General features: G+C 53.2%; 15 protein-coding genes and 1 tRNA gene. 12 read left to right on the top strand and 4 right to left on the bottom strand.

What is annotated here, in order from left to right:
* The first annotated feature begins 42 nt into the window (after nt 1-42).
* The gene (gene metG / locus Q9J80_RS09040; RefSeq protein WP_304671471.1) at nt 43-2,097 is read left to right on the top strand and encodes a methionine--tRNA ligase; all 2,055 of its coding nucleotides are present in this window, start codon (nt 43-45) and stop codon (nt 2,095-2,097) included.
* A gap of 73 nt (nt 2,098-2,170) precedes the next feature.
* Here the strand turns inward: metG and Q9J80_RS09035 are convergent, their stop codons facing one another.
* Nucleotides 2,171-3,124, bottom strand: a complete 954-nt coding sequence (locus Q9J80_RS09035) for a D-2-hydroxyacid dehydrogenase (RefSeq protein WP_304671472.1) — start codon at nt 3,122-3,124, stop codon at nt 2,171-2,173.
* 121 nt (nt 3,125-3,245) lie between these two features.
* On the opposite strand from Q9J80_RS09035, the gene Q9J80_RS09030 reads away from it, so the two are divergent.
* The 11 genes from Q9J80_RS09030 (at nt 3,246) to Q9J80_RS08980 (ending at nt 12,784) form a co-directional block, all read left to right on the top strand.
* Entirely contained in the window at nt 3,246-3,464 is a 219-nt protein-coding gene (locus tag Q9J80_RS09030) for a DUF2061 domain-containing protein (protein WP_304671520.1), read from the top strand.
* Between the two features lie 75 nt (nt 3,465-3,539).
* Complete coding sequence (locus Q9J80_RS09025) at nt 3,540-3,869, top strand: FKBP-type peptidyl-prolyl cis-trans isomerase (protein WP_304671473.1); 330 nt, start codon at nt 3,540-3,542, stop codon at nt 3,867-3,869.
* Between the two features lie 162 nt (nt 3,870-4,031).
* Complete coding sequence (gene lpxC / locus Q9J80_RS09020; protein ID WP_304671474.1) at nt 4,032-4,955, top strand: UDP-3-O-acyl-N-acetylglucosamine deacetylase; 924 nt, start codon at nt 4,032-4,034, stop codon at nt 4,953-4,955.
* A gap of 330 nt (nt 4,956-5,285) precedes the next feature.
* Nucleotides 5,286-5,567: a hypothetical protein gene (locus Q9J80_RS09015; protein WP_304671475.1), complete on the top strand. Its 282-nt coding sequence runs from the start codon at nt 5,286-5,288 to the stop codon at nt 5,565-5,567.
* 61 nt (nt 5,568-5,628) lie between these two features.
* Entirely contained in the window at nt 5,629-7,077 is a 1,449-nt protein-coding gene (gene gnd / locus Q9J80_RS09010) for a decarboxylating NADP(+)-dependent phosphogluconate dehydrogenase (protein WP_301672880.1), read from the top strand.
* Nucleotides 7,078-7,139: 62 nt separating this feature from the next.
* Entirely contained in the window at nt 7,140-8,408 is a 1,269-nt protein-coding gene (gene waaA / locus Q9J80_RS09005; protein ID WP_301672881.1) for a lipid IV(A) 3-deoxy-D-manno-octulosonic acid transferase, read from the top strand.
* Nucleotides 8,409-8,451: 43 nt separating this feature from the next.
* Nucleotides 8,452-8,901, top strand: coding sequence for a CopD family copper resistance protein (locus Q9J80_RS09000; RefSeq protein WP_301672882.1), 450 nt, complete (start codon nt 8,452-8,454; stop codon nt 8,899-8,901).
* Between the two features lie 32 nt (nt 8,902-8,933).
* Nucleotides 8,934-9,908, top strand: a complete 975-nt coding sequence (locus Q9J80_RS08995; protein ID WP_301672883.1) for a TerC family protein — start codon at nt 8,934-8,936, stop codon at nt 9,906-9,908.
* A 68-nt stretch (nt 9,909-9,976) separates the two neighbouring features.
* Nucleotides 9,977-10,052: transfer RNA gene (locus tag Q9J80_RS08990), tRNA-Lys, on the top strand.
* Between the two features lie 219 nt (nt 10,053-10,271).
* The gene (murA, locus tag Q9J80_RS08985; protein ID WP_301672884.1) at nt 10,272-11,525 is read left to right on the top strand and encodes a UDP-N-acetylglucosamine 1-carboxyvinyltransferase; all 1,254 of its coding nucleotides are present in this window, start codon (nt 10,272-10,274) and stop codon (nt 11,523-11,525) included.
* 80 nt (nt 11,526-11,605) lie between these two features.
* Nucleotides 11,606-12,784 (top strand): phosphoglycerate kinase, encoded by a 1,179-nt coding sequence (locus Q9J80_RS08980; protein ID WP_304671476.1) that lies wholly within the window; start codon nt 11,606-11,608, stop codon nt 12,782-12,784.
* Nucleotides 12,785-12,850: 66 nt separating this feature from the next.
* Here the strand turns inward: Q9J80_RS08980 and Q9J80_RS08975 are convergent, their stop codons facing one another.
* From Q9J80_RS08975 to ftsE, 3 genes are all read right to left on the bottom strand, one after another.
* Complete coding sequence (locus tag Q9J80_RS08975) at nt 12,851-13,099, bottom strand: BolA family protein (RefSeq protein WP_301674012.1); 249 nt, start codon at nt 13,097-13,099, stop codon at nt 12,851-12,853.
* Nucleotides 13,100-13,190: 91 nt separating this feature from the next.
* Entirely contained in the window at nt 13,191-14,108 is a 918-nt protein-coding gene (ftsX, locus tag Q9J80_RS08970) for a permease-like cell division protein FtsX (RefSeq protein ID WP_301674011.1), read from the bottom strand.
* On the bottom strand, nt 14,105-14,755 hold the full coding sequence (gene ftsE, locus Q9J80_RS08965) for a cell division ATP-binding protein FtsE (protein WP_118793083.1): 651 nt from the start codon (nt 14,753-14,755) through the stop codon (nt 14,105-14,107). The genes ftsX and ftsE overlap by 4 nt, the downstream gene beginning before the upstream one ends.
* Between the last annotated feature and the right edge of the window lie 97 nt (nt 14,756-14,852).

Below are 14,852 nucleotides of genomic sequence, written 5' to 3'. Positions count from 1 at the left end.
GGTATAATTCCCCTTTACCATCTATCCCCAAAAGCATAAACCATGACACGCAAAATCCTCGTTACCTCCGCCCTGCCCTATGCCAACGGCAGCATCCACCTCGGCCACATGGTCGAACACATCCAAACCGACGTTTGGGTGCGCTTCCAAAAACTGCGCGGCAACGAATGCTACTACTGCTGCGCCGACGACACCCACGGCACGCCCGTAATGCTTGCCGCGCAAAAACAAGGCATCGCGCCCGAAGACATGATTGCTAAAGTGCGCGAAGAGCACCTCGCCGACTTTACCGGTTTCGGCATCGGCTACGACAATTATTACAGCACCCATTCCCCTGAAAACAAACAGTTTTCCCAAGACATTTACCGCGCGCTGAAAGCCGGCGGCAAGATTGAGAGCCGCGTCATCGAGCAGCTTTTCGACCCTGAAAAGCAAATGTTCCTGCCCGACCGCTTCGTCAAAGGCGAATGCCCCAAATGCCACACCCAAGACCAATACGGCGACAACTGCGAAGTCTGCGGCACGACCTATTCCCCGACCGAACTGATTAACCCGTATTCCGCCGTTTCCGGTGCCAAACCCGAATTGCGCAAATCCGAACACTTCTTCTTCAAACTGGGCGAATGTGCCGACTTCCTCAAAGCATGGACTTCCGGCAACAACCCGCACGACGGCAAGCCCCATCTGCAAGCCGAAGCCCTCAACAAAATGAAAGAATGGCTGGGCGAAGGCGAAGAAACCACGCTGTCCGACTGGGACATCTCCCGCGACGCGCCGTATTTCGGTTTCGAAATCCCCGACGCGCCGGGCAAATACTTCTACGTCTGGCTGGACGCGCCCGTCGGCTACATGGCCTCGTTTAAAAACCTGTGCGGCCGCATCGGCGTCGATTTTGACGAATACTTCAAAGCCGACAGCCAAACCGAGATGTACCACTTCATCGGCAAAGACATCCTCTATTTCCACGCCCTGTTCTGGCCCGCCATGCTGCATTTCTCCGGCCACCGCGCCCCGACCGGCGTGTACGCACACGGCTTTTTGACCGTGGACGGACAAAAAATGTCCAAATCGCGCGGTACCTTCATCACCGCCAAATCCTATCTGGAACAAGGCCTGAACCCCGAGTGGATGCGCTACTACATCGCCGCCAAGCTCAACAGCAAAATCGAAGACATCGATTTGAATCTGCAAGACTTTATCAGCCGCGTAAACAGCGACCTCGTCGGCAAATACGTCAACATCGCCGCCCGCGCGTCAGGCTTTATCGCCAAACGCTTTGAAGGCCGTCTGAAAGATGTTGCCGACAGCGAATTGCTGGCAAAACTTGCCGCACAAAGCGAAGCCATTGCCGAATGCTACGAAAGCCGCGAATACGCCAAAGCCCTGCGCGACATCATGGCCTTGGCGGACATTGTCAACGAATACGTTGATGCCAACAAACCTTGGGAACTCGCCAAACAAGAAGGCCAAGACGCACGCCTGCACGAAGTATGCAGCGAGCTCATCAACGCCTTTACCATGTTGACCGCCTACCTCGCCCCCGTATTGCCGAAAGTGGCCGAAAATGCCGCCAAATTCCTGAATTTGGAAGCCATCACTTGGGCAAATACACGCGAAACCTTGGGCGAACACACCATCAACAAATACGAACATTTAATGCAACGAGTGGAGCAAAAACAAGTGGACGATTTAATCGAAGCCAACAAACAAAGTATTCAGACAACCCCCGCGCCTGTTGAAGACAGCAAATACGAAAAAGTCGCCGAACAGGCAAGTTTCGACGACTTTATGAAAATCGACATGCGCGTCGCCAAAGTATTGAACTGCGAAGCCGTCGAAGGCAGCACCAAACTCCTGAAATTCGACCTCGATTTCGGTTTTGAAAAACGTATCATCTTCTCCGGCATCGCCGCGTCTTACCCAAATCCTGCCGAATTGAACGGCCGTATGGTCATCGCCGTTGCCAACTTCGCCCCGCGCAAAATGGCAAAATTCGGCGTATCCGAAGGCATGATTTTAAGTGCCGCCACGGCAGACGGGAAACTGAAGCTCTTGGATGTGGATGCAGGCGCACAACCGGGCGACAAAGTCGGTTAAGCAGAAATGTCAAAACAATGCCGTCTGAACCCTTGAGGCGTTCAGACGGCATTTTTTCGTCATCCCGACAAGCTCAAACTACCCGGTTTTGCGCCTCGCCTTTCACAAAGGCGTGAATGTTCGCCAACAATATATCAAACAGCCTGTCCAAAGCCTCACGACTTGCCCACGCGGTATGCGGCGTAACAATCAGATTGGGAAGGTGAGCCTTCAACAAGGGATTGCCGTTTTTGGGCGGCTCCTCCGTCAAAACATCGACACCCGCCCCGCCGATCTGCCCGTATTTGAGTGCGGCAAGCAGCGCGTTTTCATCCACCAGCCCGCCGCGCCCGCAATTGATTAAAACCGCGCCCGGCTTCATCTGCCGCAATTCGTTTTCGCCTATCATATTTTCAGTTTGGGCGTTCAGCGGACAGTGCAGTGACAACACGTCGGCAGTCCGTACCGCATCTTCAAAGGAAACATAGCCTTCTCGCACGTCGGGTGCGTGTTTGTGTTCGGCAAACACCACCTCCATACCGAATGCCTGCGCGTATCGGGCAAGCGTCCGCCCTATATTGCCGCGTCCGAAAACCGCCAGCGTTTTGCCGTTCAAATCCCGAATCGGCGCGCCGTAATGGCAGAAAAACGGCGACTTCTCCCATAATCCTGCCGCAACATCACGCTGATAGGCGGGCAAATTCCGCATCAACGCAATCATCAGCATAAAGGCGTGTTCCGCAACCGATTCGTTTCCGTATGCGCGGACATTGCATACCGCAACGCCCGCCGCCTTCGCAGCCTCAATATCGACATTGTTCACGCCGGTCGCACTGACGGCAATCAGCTCAAGCTGAGGATTATCCGCAATGATATCGGCAGAAATGACAACCTTATTGGTGATGACGATGTGCGCACCGCATACGCGTACCGCCGTTTCCTCGGCATCTGTCGTGCCGTAAACCGCAAGCTCGTGTGGGAAATCAAAATGAAAAACCCGACAGGGCAAAGTATCCGCATCCAATACGACTATCTTTTTATGATTCATAATTTCTATCCTTATTTGAAAAACGATTTATTTACACTAACAGCAAATAGCAAATTTAAACCGCACAGCCTTATGATAATCTTTATCATCCCTCCGTCAATGTCCAATCCGGGAGAGAATGATGCTAAAAACCCCGACTTTTGCCGTACTGCATTTCAGCACCGCCTTCAGTGTAACCTATGTGCTGACGGGCAGCATAGGCGTATCCGGGGCGGTCGCGCTGGTCAAGCCCCTAATCAACACCGTCGTTTTCTATTTCCATGAAAAAGCATGGAACCTTTACGAAAAAAATAAAACAATCAAACAAACGCAGCCGTTTCAGCTGCACCGGTGCGGATGACGTTTGAGCGGCATTTGACTTCGACGGACGGTATGTTACCCTTGTTTTTTTTAACAGATACGCGAAAGGACAAATATGGGCGGCCTGATTATTGAAGACTTGCAGGAAGGCTTCGGAAAAGAAGCAGTTAAAGGCAAAGAGATTACCGTGCATTACACAGGTTGGCTGGAAGACAGAACCAAATTCGACTCCAGCCTCGACCGCCGCCAACCGCTGACCATCACGCTCGGTGTCGGACAAGTCATCAAAGGCTGGGACGAAGGCTTCGGCGGCATGAAAGAAGGCGGCAAACGCAAGCTGACCATCCCTTCGGAAATGGGCTACGGCGCACGCGGCGCGGGCGGCGTGATTCCTCCGCACGCCACTTTGATATTTGAAGTCGAGCTGCTGAAAGTGTACGAATAAAGCTGCCTGACCCATGCCGTCTGAAACACAAACAAATCGTTTCAGACGGCATTTTGTTTTAAATAAAACATCCGTATTGGCAAATACTATTAAATTTGATGGATTGTTTTTTCCCTTTTATCGTATTATCCCGACCATAAGCAATTTTTAAGGAGGCGGTTTATGCTGCAAAGAACCTTGGCGAAATCCATCAGCGTTACCGGAGTCGGGCTGCATTCGGGCGAACGCGTCGCACTGACCCTGCACCCCGCGCCTGAAAACAGCGGGATTTCCTTCCGCCGCACCGATTTGGACGGCGAGATGGGTGAACAAATCAAGCTGACCCCTTATTTAATCAACGATACCCGCCTTTCCTCCACCATCGTTACCGACAAAGGCGTGCGCGTCGGCACCATCGAACATATCATGTCCGCACTGTCCGCCTACGGTATCGACAATGCGCTGATTGAGTTGAACGCGCCTGAAATCCCAATTATGGACGGCTCCAGCCTGCCGTTTATTTACCTCCTGCAAGATGCGGGCGTGGTCGACCAAACGGCGCAAAAGCGTTTTTTGAAAATCCTCAAACCCGTTGAAGTCAAAGAAGCGGGAAAATGGGTGCGCTTTACACCGTATGACGGATTTAAAGTTACCCTGACCATCGAATTCGACCATCCGGTTTTCAACCGCAGTTCGCCCACTTTTGAAATCGATTTCGCTGGCAAATCCTACATCGATGAAATCGCACGCGCGCGCACTTTCGGCTTTATGCACGAAGTTGAAATGATGCGCGCCCACAATCTCGGCTTAGGCGGCAATCTGAACAACGCCATCGTGATTGACGACACGGATGTCCTGAATCCCGAAGGTTTACGCTATCCCGATGAGTTTGTGCGCCACAAAATCCTTGATGCCATCGGCGATTTGTATATCGTCGGACACCCGATTGTCGGCGCGTTTGAAGGCTACAAATCGGGACATGCCATTAACAATGCGCTCTTACGCGCAGTTCTGGCGGACGAGACCGCCTACGAATGGGTCGAATTTTCCAACAGCGATGATTTGCCCGACGCATTTCACGAGCTGAACATTAAAAAATGTGGATAACACTCCCTTTTCCAAACAAATGCCGTCTGAATCGATAAAATACCCGCTTCAGACGGCATTTTTTTATATACGTATCCCCATCCGAAACTTTACTTATACATAATTCGCCAAAAGTTATCTTTTTGAAATATTACGAGATTTACCCACAAATCTCATTTTCTCCACCACTTATACACAAATCCGGATGCACACCCTGCCAATATGCAGAAAAAAAGACATCCGTGCCGACACTTTCTTATCCCCACAAGTTCCAAACACATTTCCTGCTCAAATCTCCACAGCATTCCCGTCCTTAAAGTCACCGGCAGCCATTCGGTAAAGAAAAGCGGGATGTCATCTGCACAACAAGCAAACTATCCACAAAGCCTATTCCCCACGAAAAACAATCCACAGGGATGCACAAAAGGAAAACCGCCTTACCGACACCCTTTAAAAACAGCAATCCCGATGATTTTAAAAATAAAAAAAAGTTACCCACAGAAAACTTTCCATATCAATATAATCATCGTTTTATTATTTAAATTTTATATTTTATTTATAACCCTTCAGCAAAACGGTACAGCAAAGCGTAAAGGCATCTTTTCAAAAAATTTAAAAGTTAAGGATTGTTAAACAAGTGTAAATCGGGTAGAGTTGCGGTCGATAAATTAAATCTATAACGGAGCTTCCTGCAATGAAAGGCGATATTGGCGTAATCGGTTTGGCGGTTATGGGGCAAAACCTGATTCTGAATATGAACGATTGCGGATTTAAGGTGGTTGCCTACAACCGGACAACCAATAAAGTGGACGAGTTTTTAAACGGCGCGGCAAAAGGGACGGGTATTATCGGCGCGTACTCCCTGCACGACTTGGTCGATAAGCTGGCAAAACCAAGAAAAATCATGATGATGATTCGCGCAGGTTCGGTGGTTGACGACTTTATCGAACAACTGCTTCCGCTGTTGGAAGAAGGCGACATCATTATCGACGGCGGCAATGCCAATTACCCCGACACGACACGGCGGACACATTACCTTGCCGGAAAAGGGATTTTGTTTGTCGGCGCGGGCGTATCCGGCGGCGAGGAAGGCGCGCGGCGCGGCCCGTCCATCATGCCGGGCGGGGATAAACGCGCTTGGGAAGCCGTCAAACCGATTTTTCAGGCGATTGCCGCCAAAACGCCGCATGGAGAACCGTGTTGCGACTGGGTCGGCAAGGACGGCGCGGGACATTTTGTCAAAATGGTGCACAACGGCATCGAATACGGCGATATGCAGTTGATTTGCGAGGCTTACCAGTTTATGAAAGACGGTTTGGGACTGTCCTACGACGAAATGCACCGCGTGTTTGCCGAGTGGAACAAAACCGAGCTGGATTCTTATCTGATTGAAATCACAGCAGCAATTTTGGGCTATAAAGACGAAGGCGGCGAGCCGCTGGTCGAGAAAATCCTCGATACGGCAGGGCAAAAAGGCACGGGCAAGTGGACGGGCATCAATGCCTTGGATTTGGGCATTCCGCTGACGCTGATTTCCGAAGCCGTGTTCGCCCGCTGCGTTTCGTCGTTCAAAGAACAGCGCGTGCAGACCGGCAAGCTGTTCGCCCGAACCGTTACGCCCGTCGAAGGCGGCAAACAAGAATGGGTCGAGGCGTTGAGACAGGCCCTGCTTGCATCCAAAATCATTTCCTACGCACAAGGCTTTATGCTGATCCGCGAAGCGGGCGAAAGCTACGGCTGGGATTTGGACTACGGCAACACTGCGCTGCTGTGGCGCGAAGGCTGCATCATCCGCAGCGCGTTTTTGGGCAATATCCGCGACGCGTATGAAAACAATCCCGATTTGGTGTTCTTGGGTACAGATCCGTATTTCAAAAATATTTTGGAAAACTGCCTGCCGGCGTGGCGCAAGGTGGTTGCCAAGGCGGTCGAATGCGGCATCCCTATGCCCTGCACGGCATCGGCGATTACGTTCTTGGACGGTTACACGACCGAACGTCTGCCTGCCAACCTCTTGCAGGCACAGCGCGACTACTTCGGCGCGCACACTTACGAACGCACCGACAAACCGCGCGGCGAGTTTTTCCATACCAACTGGACGGGCAAGGGCGGAGATACCGCTTCGACAACCTACGATATTTGATTCCGTTGCCGAAATGCCGTCTGAACCGTTCAGACGGCATTTGTTTTGCAGGAAATAGAAAGATGTTCCAATGGCTTTATGATGTATTGTGGCTGCTTGCGCCGATATGGATACGGCGTTATTTGGACAAACGCTCCGGAAGTGCCCCGGCATATCGGGCGCATCGGGGCGAGCGTTTCGGCAAGCCGTATCCGAATCCCGTTACCGGCGCGGTTTGGATACACGCCGTTTCGGTCGGGGAAACGCGTGCCGCCCAACCTTTGATACGCGAGTTGCGGCAGCGTTTTCCCGATGCGCCGCTGCTGATGACGCAGATGACCCCGACGGGACGGGAAACCGCGCAAGTTCTATTTCCCGATGCGCAATGCCGCTATCTTCCGTATGACAAAAAAACGTGGGTACGGCAGTTTTTGCGCGAACACCGCCCGATGTTCGGCATTTTGATGGAAACCGAAATCTGGCCCAATCTGATGAAGGAATGCCGGCGCGCGGGGGTGCCGCTGTTTTTGGCGAATGCGCGGCTGTCGGAAAAATCGCTGAACGGTTATCTGAAAGTCCGCCGCCTGATCCGTCCTGCAGCCGCTTCGCTGACGGGCTGTTTGGCGCAGACGGAGGCGGATGCGGCGCGGTTGGCAGAATTGGGCGCGGCATCCGTGCAGGTGTGCGGCAATACCAAATACGACCTGATGCCGTCTGAACAGATGAAAACGCTGGCGGGGCAGTTTGAAAAACGAATCGGAGACCGGCCGGTTGCCGTGTGCGGCAGCACGCGTGTTTATCGGGGCGAGGACGAGGCGGAAAAACTGCTGGCGGCGTGGCAACAATATCGCGGCGATGCCCTGCTGGTCGTCGTGCCGCGCCATCCCGAGCATTTTCAGACGGCATTTGAAACGGCAAAACGCTTCGGGTTTAAGGTTCAGCGGCGCAGCGACGGTTTGCCGGTCGAGCCCGATACGCAGGTGTGGATAGGCGACAGTATGGGCGAGCTGTATGCGTATTACCTGTGCGCCGATGTCGCTTTTGTCGGCGGCAGTCTGGTCGATTCGGGCTGTCAGAACATCATCGAACCGCTTTCCTGCGGCGTTCCGACGATATTCGGCTTTTCAACCTACAATTTTTCCGAAGCCTGCCGGCACGCCTTGGCATCGGGTGCGGCGGTTCAAGTCGAATCGGCGGACGCGTGGCGGGAAGCCGTTGAAAAAACCTTATCGGACGAGGGGGGCGGAATGCGGATGCAGGCGCGTGTGGACGGCTTTATCGCACAACATCGCGGAGCGGGCGCGAGAATCGCCGAGGCGGTGCGGGAAGCGGTATGCGGACATCGGGGGTGATAGTGATACAATCCGTATCCGAGTTTTCCGGTTGGAGCATCGTATGAGTATTTATGCCGTCGCGCACATCGTCCATCTGTATTGCGCCATTGCCTTTGTCGGCGGCGTGTTTTTTGAAGTGCTGGTTTTGTCCGTCCTGCACACGGGACGGGTGTCGCGCGAGGCGCGGCGCGAAGTGGAAAAAGCCATGTCCTACCGTGCCGTCAGGGTGATGCCGTTTGTGGTCGGACTGCTGTTCGCCAGCGGCATCGTGATGGCGGCAAACCGCTACCTTCCCGTATTGGGCGAACCGTTTACCACTTCATTCGGCACGATGCTGACGCTGAAAATCCTGTTGGCGTTCAGCGTGTTGGCGCACTTTGCCATCGCCGTCGTCAAAATGGCGCGTTCCACGCTGACTGTCGGGTGGTCGAAATACATACACGCCGTCGTCTTTACCCATATGCTGCTGATTGTGTTTTTGGCAAAAGCGATGTTTTATATCGGTTGGTAACATAACTACATTTCAAATCAGGAGATTGAACCATGACAGAATATCCCGGCATCGGGTCGCCGTTGTTTTACGGCGTTTTTTTTGCGGCAGTGCTGGTCATGATTGCCTTGGATATGTTTTCGCTGAAGAAAAACGGCAGCCATAAAGTCGGTGTCAAAGAAGCCTTGGCATGGAGCGGCTTGTGGGTTGCCGTATCCTGCCTGTTCGCGGGCTGGCTGTATTTCGAACTCGCCGGCAATCCCGGCTACGGCGCGGCAGTCGCAAAAGAAAAGGTATTGGAATTCTTTACCGGCTACATTTTGGAAAAATCGTTGGCAGTCGACAATATTTTCGTGTTCCTGATGATATTCGGCTACTTCAAAGTCGCACCGCAGTTTCAGCACCGCGTGCTGCTGTACGGCGTATTGGGCGCATTGGTATTGCGCACCGTCATGATTTTCGTCGGATCTGCACTGGTTCGGCAGTTCGAGTGGATTCTGTATCTGTTCGGCGCGTTCCTGCTCTATACCGGCATACACATGATGAAGCCCGAAGGCGATGAGAAAGAGGATTTGGCAAACAGCAGGCTGCTGAATGCCGTCAAGAAAGTCGTTCCGGTCGGCACGGAGTTTCACGGCGAGAAATTTTTTACCGTCGAGAACGGCAAAAAAATCGCCACGCCGCTGTTTTTGGTGCTGGTCATGATTGAATTGAGCGATGTCGTGTTTGCCGTGGACAGCATTCCCGCCGTCTTTGCCGTTACCACCGATCCGTTTATCGTGCTGACTTCCAATATTTTCGCAATTCTGGGCTTGCGGGCGATGTATTTCCTGCTGGCGGATGTGGCGGAACGCTTTATCTTCCTGAAATACGGCTTGGCATTCGTGTTGAGTTTTATCGGTGTGAAAATGCTGGTAATGCATTGGGTGCATATCCCGATTTCCGTTTCGCTGTCGGTCGTCTTCGGCGCGTTGGGTGCATCGATACTGACCTCGTTAATTTATACGAAAAAACAGCCTGATAAATAAAATGCCGTCTGAACGCCGACAAAATGGTTGACAGCATCAGGCTTGATGTATAGAATTTCGGGCTTATCGGGTCGTTAGCTCAGTCGGTAGAGCAGCGGACTTTTAATCCGTTGGTCGAGCGTTCGAATCGCTCACGACCCACCAGATAAAACAAAAAAAGCTGAGTTTTCAAAACTCGGCTTTTTTTGTTTTCTGACAATCCTTGTTCGGAAAGCGCGGCATTTCGTCAAATTCTTTGGTGCGGCTTCCGTATTTTTCCCGAAAATCCCTTATAATTCCGCCTCTGCAACCTTCATCGGGTGATGCTTTATGCGTTGTCCCGAGTATTGAAATATTACAAGTACCTACTAGGAAAGAACAAACGTGGACAAACTGAAAATCTCCGCAAACGGGCCGCTCAACGGCGAAATTACAGTTTCCGGTGCAAAAAATGCAGCTTTACCGCTGATGTGTGCTGGCTTGTTGACATCAGGTACGCTCCGCTTGAAAAACGTCCCCATGCTGGCTGATGTCAAAACCACGCAAAAACTGCTTCAGGGCATGGGCGCACGCGTTCTGACCGACAATATCAGCGAATTTGAAATCAACGGAGGTACGGTAAACAATACCTGCGCCCCTTACGAATTGGTCAGAACCATGCGCGCCTCAATTTTGGTACTCGGCCCTACGCTGGCGCGTTTCGGTGAGGCGCAAGTCAGCCTGCCGGGCGGCTGCGCCATCGGTTCCCGCCCTGTCGACCAGCATTTGAAGGGCTTGGAGGCAATGGGGGCGGAAATCGTCATCGAACACGGTTACGTCAAAGCCAAGGGCAAACTCAAGGGCGTGCGTGTGGCGATGGATGTCGTTACCGTCGGCGGTACGGAAAACCTGCTGATGGCGGCGACTCTGGCGGAAGGTACGACGGTTTTGGAAAACTGCGCCATCGAGCCCGAGGTGGTCGATTTGGCGGAATGCCTGGTCAAAATGGGCGCGAAAATCAGCGGTATAGGAACCTCAACCATGATTGTGGAAGGGGTGGATGAGTTGCACGGCTGCGAACACAGCGTCGTCCCCGACCGGATTGAAGCGGGGACGTTCCTGTGCGCGGTGGCGATAACCGGCGGCAGGGTGGTTTTGCGGAATGCCGCGCCGAAAACGATGGAAGTGGTGTTGGACAAACTGGTTGAGGCAGGTGCGGTGATTGAGGCGGGCGACGATTGGATCGCCATCGATATGCGGCAGCGTCCGAAGGCGGTGGACATCCGCACGGTCGTCCACCCCGGCTTCCCCACGGATATGCAGGCGCAGTTTATGGCATTGAATGCCGTGGCGGAGGGAAGCTGCCGCGTGGTGGAAACGATTTTTGAAAACCGCTTTATGCACGTCCCCGAGTTGAATCGAATGGGGGCGAACATTACAACCGAGGGCAATACGGCATTTGTGCAGGGTGTGGAACAGCTTTCCGGCGCGGTCGTCAAGGCGACGGATTTGCGTGCGTCCGCAAGCCTCGTTATCGCCGGTTTGGCGGCGCGAGGCGAAACCGTGGTCGAACAGATTTACCACTTGGATCGCGGTTATGAAAATATTGAAAAAAAACTCGGCAGCGTCGGCGCGAAAATCGAGCGCGTATCCGGCTGATCGGGTTGCGATGCCGTCTGAAGCCTTCAGACGGCATTAATTGTTTCTGTATCGCAAACACTGATTGAAAAGGACTGATTATGGCATTTTTAAAACTGACCGAACAAAACGTGCGGGGCAAAACCGTCCTCATCCGCGCCGATATGAACGTGCCGTTCAAAGACGGCAAAATCAGCGATGACACCCGTATCCGCGCCTCGCTTGCGTCCATCAAATACTGCTTGGACAACGGCGCGTCCGTCATCGTGATGACCCACTTGGGTCGCCCGACCGAAGGCGAATTCCATTCCGAAGACGATGTCGCGCCCGTTGCCGCGCACTTGGGCGGTCTGTTGGGCAAAGACGTGAAAGTATTGAACGACTGGAGTGAAAACAAACCTGCCCTGAACGCGGGTGATGTCGTCATGCTGCAAAACGTGCGCATCAACAAAGGCGAGAAGAAAAACGATTTGGAACTGGGCAAAGCCTATGCCGCCTTGTGCGACGTGTTCGTCAACGACGCGTTCGGCACCGCCCACCGCGCCCAAGCCTCGACCGAAGCCGTCGCCCAAGCCGCACCCGTTGCCTGCGCCGGCGTATTGATGGCGGGCGAACTCGACGCTTTGGGCAAAGCCCTGAAAGAGCCTGTGCGCCCGATGGTTGCCATCGTTGCCGGCAGCAAAGTGTCCACCAAGCTGACCATCCTCGAATCGCTGGCAGATAAAGTCGACCAACTCATCGTCGGCGGCGGTATCGCCAACACCTTCCTGTTGGCGGAAGGCAAAGCCATCGGCAAATCTTTGGCGGAACACGATTTGGTGGAAGAATCCAAAAAAATCATGGCGAAAATGGCGGCCAAAGGCGGTTCTGTGCCGCGGCCGACCGATGTCGTCGTTGCCAAAGCCTTTGCCGCTGATGCGGAAGCTGTGGTGAAAGACATTGCCGACGTTGCCGAAGACGAGATGATTTTGGACATCGGCCCGAAATCCGCCGCTGCACTTGCCGATTTGCTCAAAGCTGCCGGTACGGTGGTATGGAACGGGCCGGTCGGCGTGTTCGAGTTCGATCAATTCGCAGGCGGCACGAAAGCCCTTGCCGAAGCCATCGCCCAAAGCAAAGCGTTCTCGATTGCAGGCGGCGGCGACACGCTGGCGGCGATTGCCAAATTCGGCGTTACCGGTCAAATCGGCTACATCTCCACCGGCGGCGGTGCGTTCTTGGAGTTCTTGGAAGGTAAAGAGCTGCCAGCTGTAGCCGCTTTGGAAAAACGTAGCGAGTAAACGGTTTGAGATAAAAAATGCCGTCTGAAACGTTGTGCTGTTTCAGACGGCATTTTTGTATGGCGGTTATTGTGCTTTGGCATCCCATTCTGCCGGTGTGGCGGCTACTGAAATGGAAAGTGCGTGCAGTTCGTTGCTTTCCAGTTGGGCTTTAAGCCCATCTTTAATCAGGCGGTGGCGTGCAAGGCGTGCTTTGCCTTCAAATTCTGATGAAACGATGACGGCGAAAAAATGGTGTCCGTCGCCTTCTACTTCGATGTGTTCGCATTTTGCTACGCCTGCAATCAGGGCTTTGACTTGTTCGGGTGTCAGCATAGTGGGGAGTCCTTATTGGGAAAATGCGCCATTATACTGGCAAATCGAAATGCCGTCTGAAACGGCTTCAGACGGCATTTTTGACGGTGTTTTATTTTTTGGCCTTGAAGCCGAGCAGGTGCTGGGTGGTGGCAAGCCACGCGCCGAATACGCCCAACGCGATGACGAAGCCGAACACCAGCACGATTTCTTCAGGGTAAAAGAAACGCCAGCCGATGTTCAAGCCGTAGGGTTTGAAGATGGCATCGACCAAGGGGCGCACTGAGGAAAGCAAACGGGCGCACAATCCGAGGCTGACGGCGGCGGAGAAGATACTCTGCCACATTGCCTGATAAAGGAAGGGGCGGCGGATAAACGACGCGGGTGCGCCCAAGAGTTTGGTGATTTCAATTTCTTCTTTGCGGCCGAGGATTTGCAGGCGGATGGTGTTGTGTGCGACAAGGACGAACGCCATACCCAGCGTCAGGGAAAGAAACCACAAAATTTTGCGGATGAACTCGTTGATTTGGTACAGCGTTTGCACCCATTCGGTATCCATAGACGCGGATTCGACCATAGGCAGCTTGGTAATGTCCCGGTAGATTGCCTGCATTTGGTCGGGAGTAGTTGCCGGGTCGGGGGTAACGATAAAGACATCCGGCAGGGGGTTGCTGTCAAGCATGGAAATCAGATTTTGGTCGAGATTGGACTGTAATTCTTCCAAACCGTCTTCTTTGCCGATGAAGCGGACGTTGTCAATCCGCTTATCGCGCGTCAGCAGGCTGCGGACGGTATCGCTGTCGCTTTGTGCGGCGGCGGTTTCCATATAGATTGTGATTTGCGGCGACTCGTTGAGTTTGCCCAATACGCTTTGCCCGCTTTGGATGCCCAGATACATAAACAGCGGCAGGGTCATGGCGACGGCGAGCATCATGAGGGTAAGCAGTGTGCCGAAGGGTTGGCGCAGAAGCTGCTTGAGTGCGGTGCGTGCGGATTCGACGTGCAGCGAGAGATAGTGGATGATGCTCATGCGAGTCGTCCTTTCGAGAGGCGCAGGATGCGGTGGCCGTAGTCTGCCATGAGGGTTTCGTCATGAGCAGCGACGATGACGGTTGTTCCTGCTTCGTGGAAGGTTTTGAAGAGTTCCATGATGTCGAGCGCGTAGGCGCGGTCGAGGTTGGCGGAGGGTTCGTCGGCAATTAGCAGGCCGGGCTGGTGGACGACGGCGCGGGCGATGCACAGCCTCTGCTGTTCACCGCCGGAGAGGGTTACCGGGTCGTCCAATTCGCGGCCTTTCAAGCCGACTTTTTCAATGGCGATGCGGGCGCGTTCTTCGGCTTTGCGCGGCGGATAGCCGATAATCCGCAGGGGCAGGATGACGTTTTGCAGGACGTTGCGGTCATAGAGGATTTTGTGGTCTTGGAACACGATGCCGATGTGTTGGCGCATAAAGCCGATTTGGTTGTCGGACAATGTGCCTAAATCCTGCCCGTTAAACAGGACTTTGCCCCTGCTCGGCTTGGTGATACCCGAAATCAGCTTGAGGACGGTGGATTTGCCCGAACCGGAGTGCCCCGCGATAAATATCATTTCGCCTTTTTTGATTTGGAAGCTGACGTTTTTCAGGGCTTCAAAACCGCCGGGATAGGTTTTGGAAACTTGTTCGAAACGGATCATAGGAGGTCCTGTAAGAAATGGGCGGCATATCGTTTCGGGCGGTTGCGTCCGCAGGGATATGCCGTCTGAACAATAGGTAAGACAGTGCCGATTATAA

It is taken from the genome of Neisseria blantyrii (assembly GCF_962747855.1).
Taxonomy (GTDB): domain Bacteria; phylum Pseudomonadota; class Gammaproteobacteria; order Burkholderiales; family Neisseriaceae; genus Neisseria; species Neisseria viridiae.
The sequence above is the reverse complement of the archived record's forward strand: the minus strand, read 5'-3'. Positions and strand labels throughout refer to the sequence as shown.

What these genes read in the sequence shown, in the direction of transcription:
- ftsX (WP_301674011.1), bottom strand. Translation starts at nt 14,108, where the DNA reads ATGAGCATCATCCACTATCTCTCGCTGCACGTCGAATCCGCACGCACC.
- Q9J80_RS08995 (WP_301672883.1), top strand. Translation starts at nt 8,934, where the DNA reads ATGACAGAATATCCCGGCATCGGGTCGCCGTTGTTTTACGGCGTTTTT.
- waaA (WP_301672881.1), top strand. Translation starts at nt 7,140, where the DNA reads ATGTTCCAATGGCTTTATGATGTATTGTGGCTGCTTGCGCCGATATGG.
- Q9J80_RS09030 (WP_304671520.1), top strand. Translation starts at nt 3,246, where the DNA reads ATGCTAAAAACCCCGACTTTTGCCGTACTGCATTTCAGCACCGCCTTC.
- Q9J80_RS09000 (WP_301672882.1), top strand. Translation starts at nt 8,452, where the DNA reads ATGAGTATTTATGCCGTCGCGCACATCGTCCATCTGTATTGCGCCATT.
- Q9J80_RS09025 (WP_304671473.1), top strand. Translation starts at nt 3,540, where the DNA reads ATGGGCGGCCTGATTATTGAAGACTTGCAGGAAGGCTTCGGAAAAGAA.
- Q9J80_RS08980 (WP_304671476.1), top strand. Translation starts at nt 11,606, where the DNA reads ATGGCATTTTTAAAACTGACCGAACAAAACGTGCGGGGCAAAACCGTC.
- lpxC (WP_304671474.1), top strand. Translation starts at nt 4,032, where the DNA reads ATGCTGCAAAGAACCTTGGCGAAATCCATCAGCGTTACCGGAGTCGGG.
- gnd (WP_301672880.1), top strand. Translation starts at nt 5,629, where the DNA reads ATGAAAGGCGATATTGGCGTAATCGGTTTGGCGGTTATGGGGCAAAAC.
- Q9J80_RS08975 (WP_301674012.1), bottom strand. Translation starts at nt 13,099, where the DNA reads ATGCTGACACCCGAACAAGTCAAAGCCCTGATTGCAGGCGTAGCAAAA.
- Q9J80_RS09015 (WP_304671475.1), top strand. Translation starts at nt 5,286, where the DNA reads ATGTCATCTGCACAACAAGCAAACTATCCACAAAGCCTATTCCCCACG.
- ftsE (WP_118793083.1), bottom strand. Translation starts at nt 14,755, where the DNA reads ATGATCCGTTTCGAACAAGTTTCCAAAACCTATCCCGGCGGTTTTGAA.
- Q9J80_RS09035 (WP_304671472.1), bottom strand. Translation starts at nt 3,124, where the DNA reads ATGAATCATAAAAAGATAGTCGTATTGGATGCGGATACTTTGCCCTGT.
- metG (WP_304671471.1), top strand. Translation starts at nt 43, where the DNA reads ATGACACGCAAAATCCTCGTTACCTCCGCCCTGCCCTATGCCAACGGC.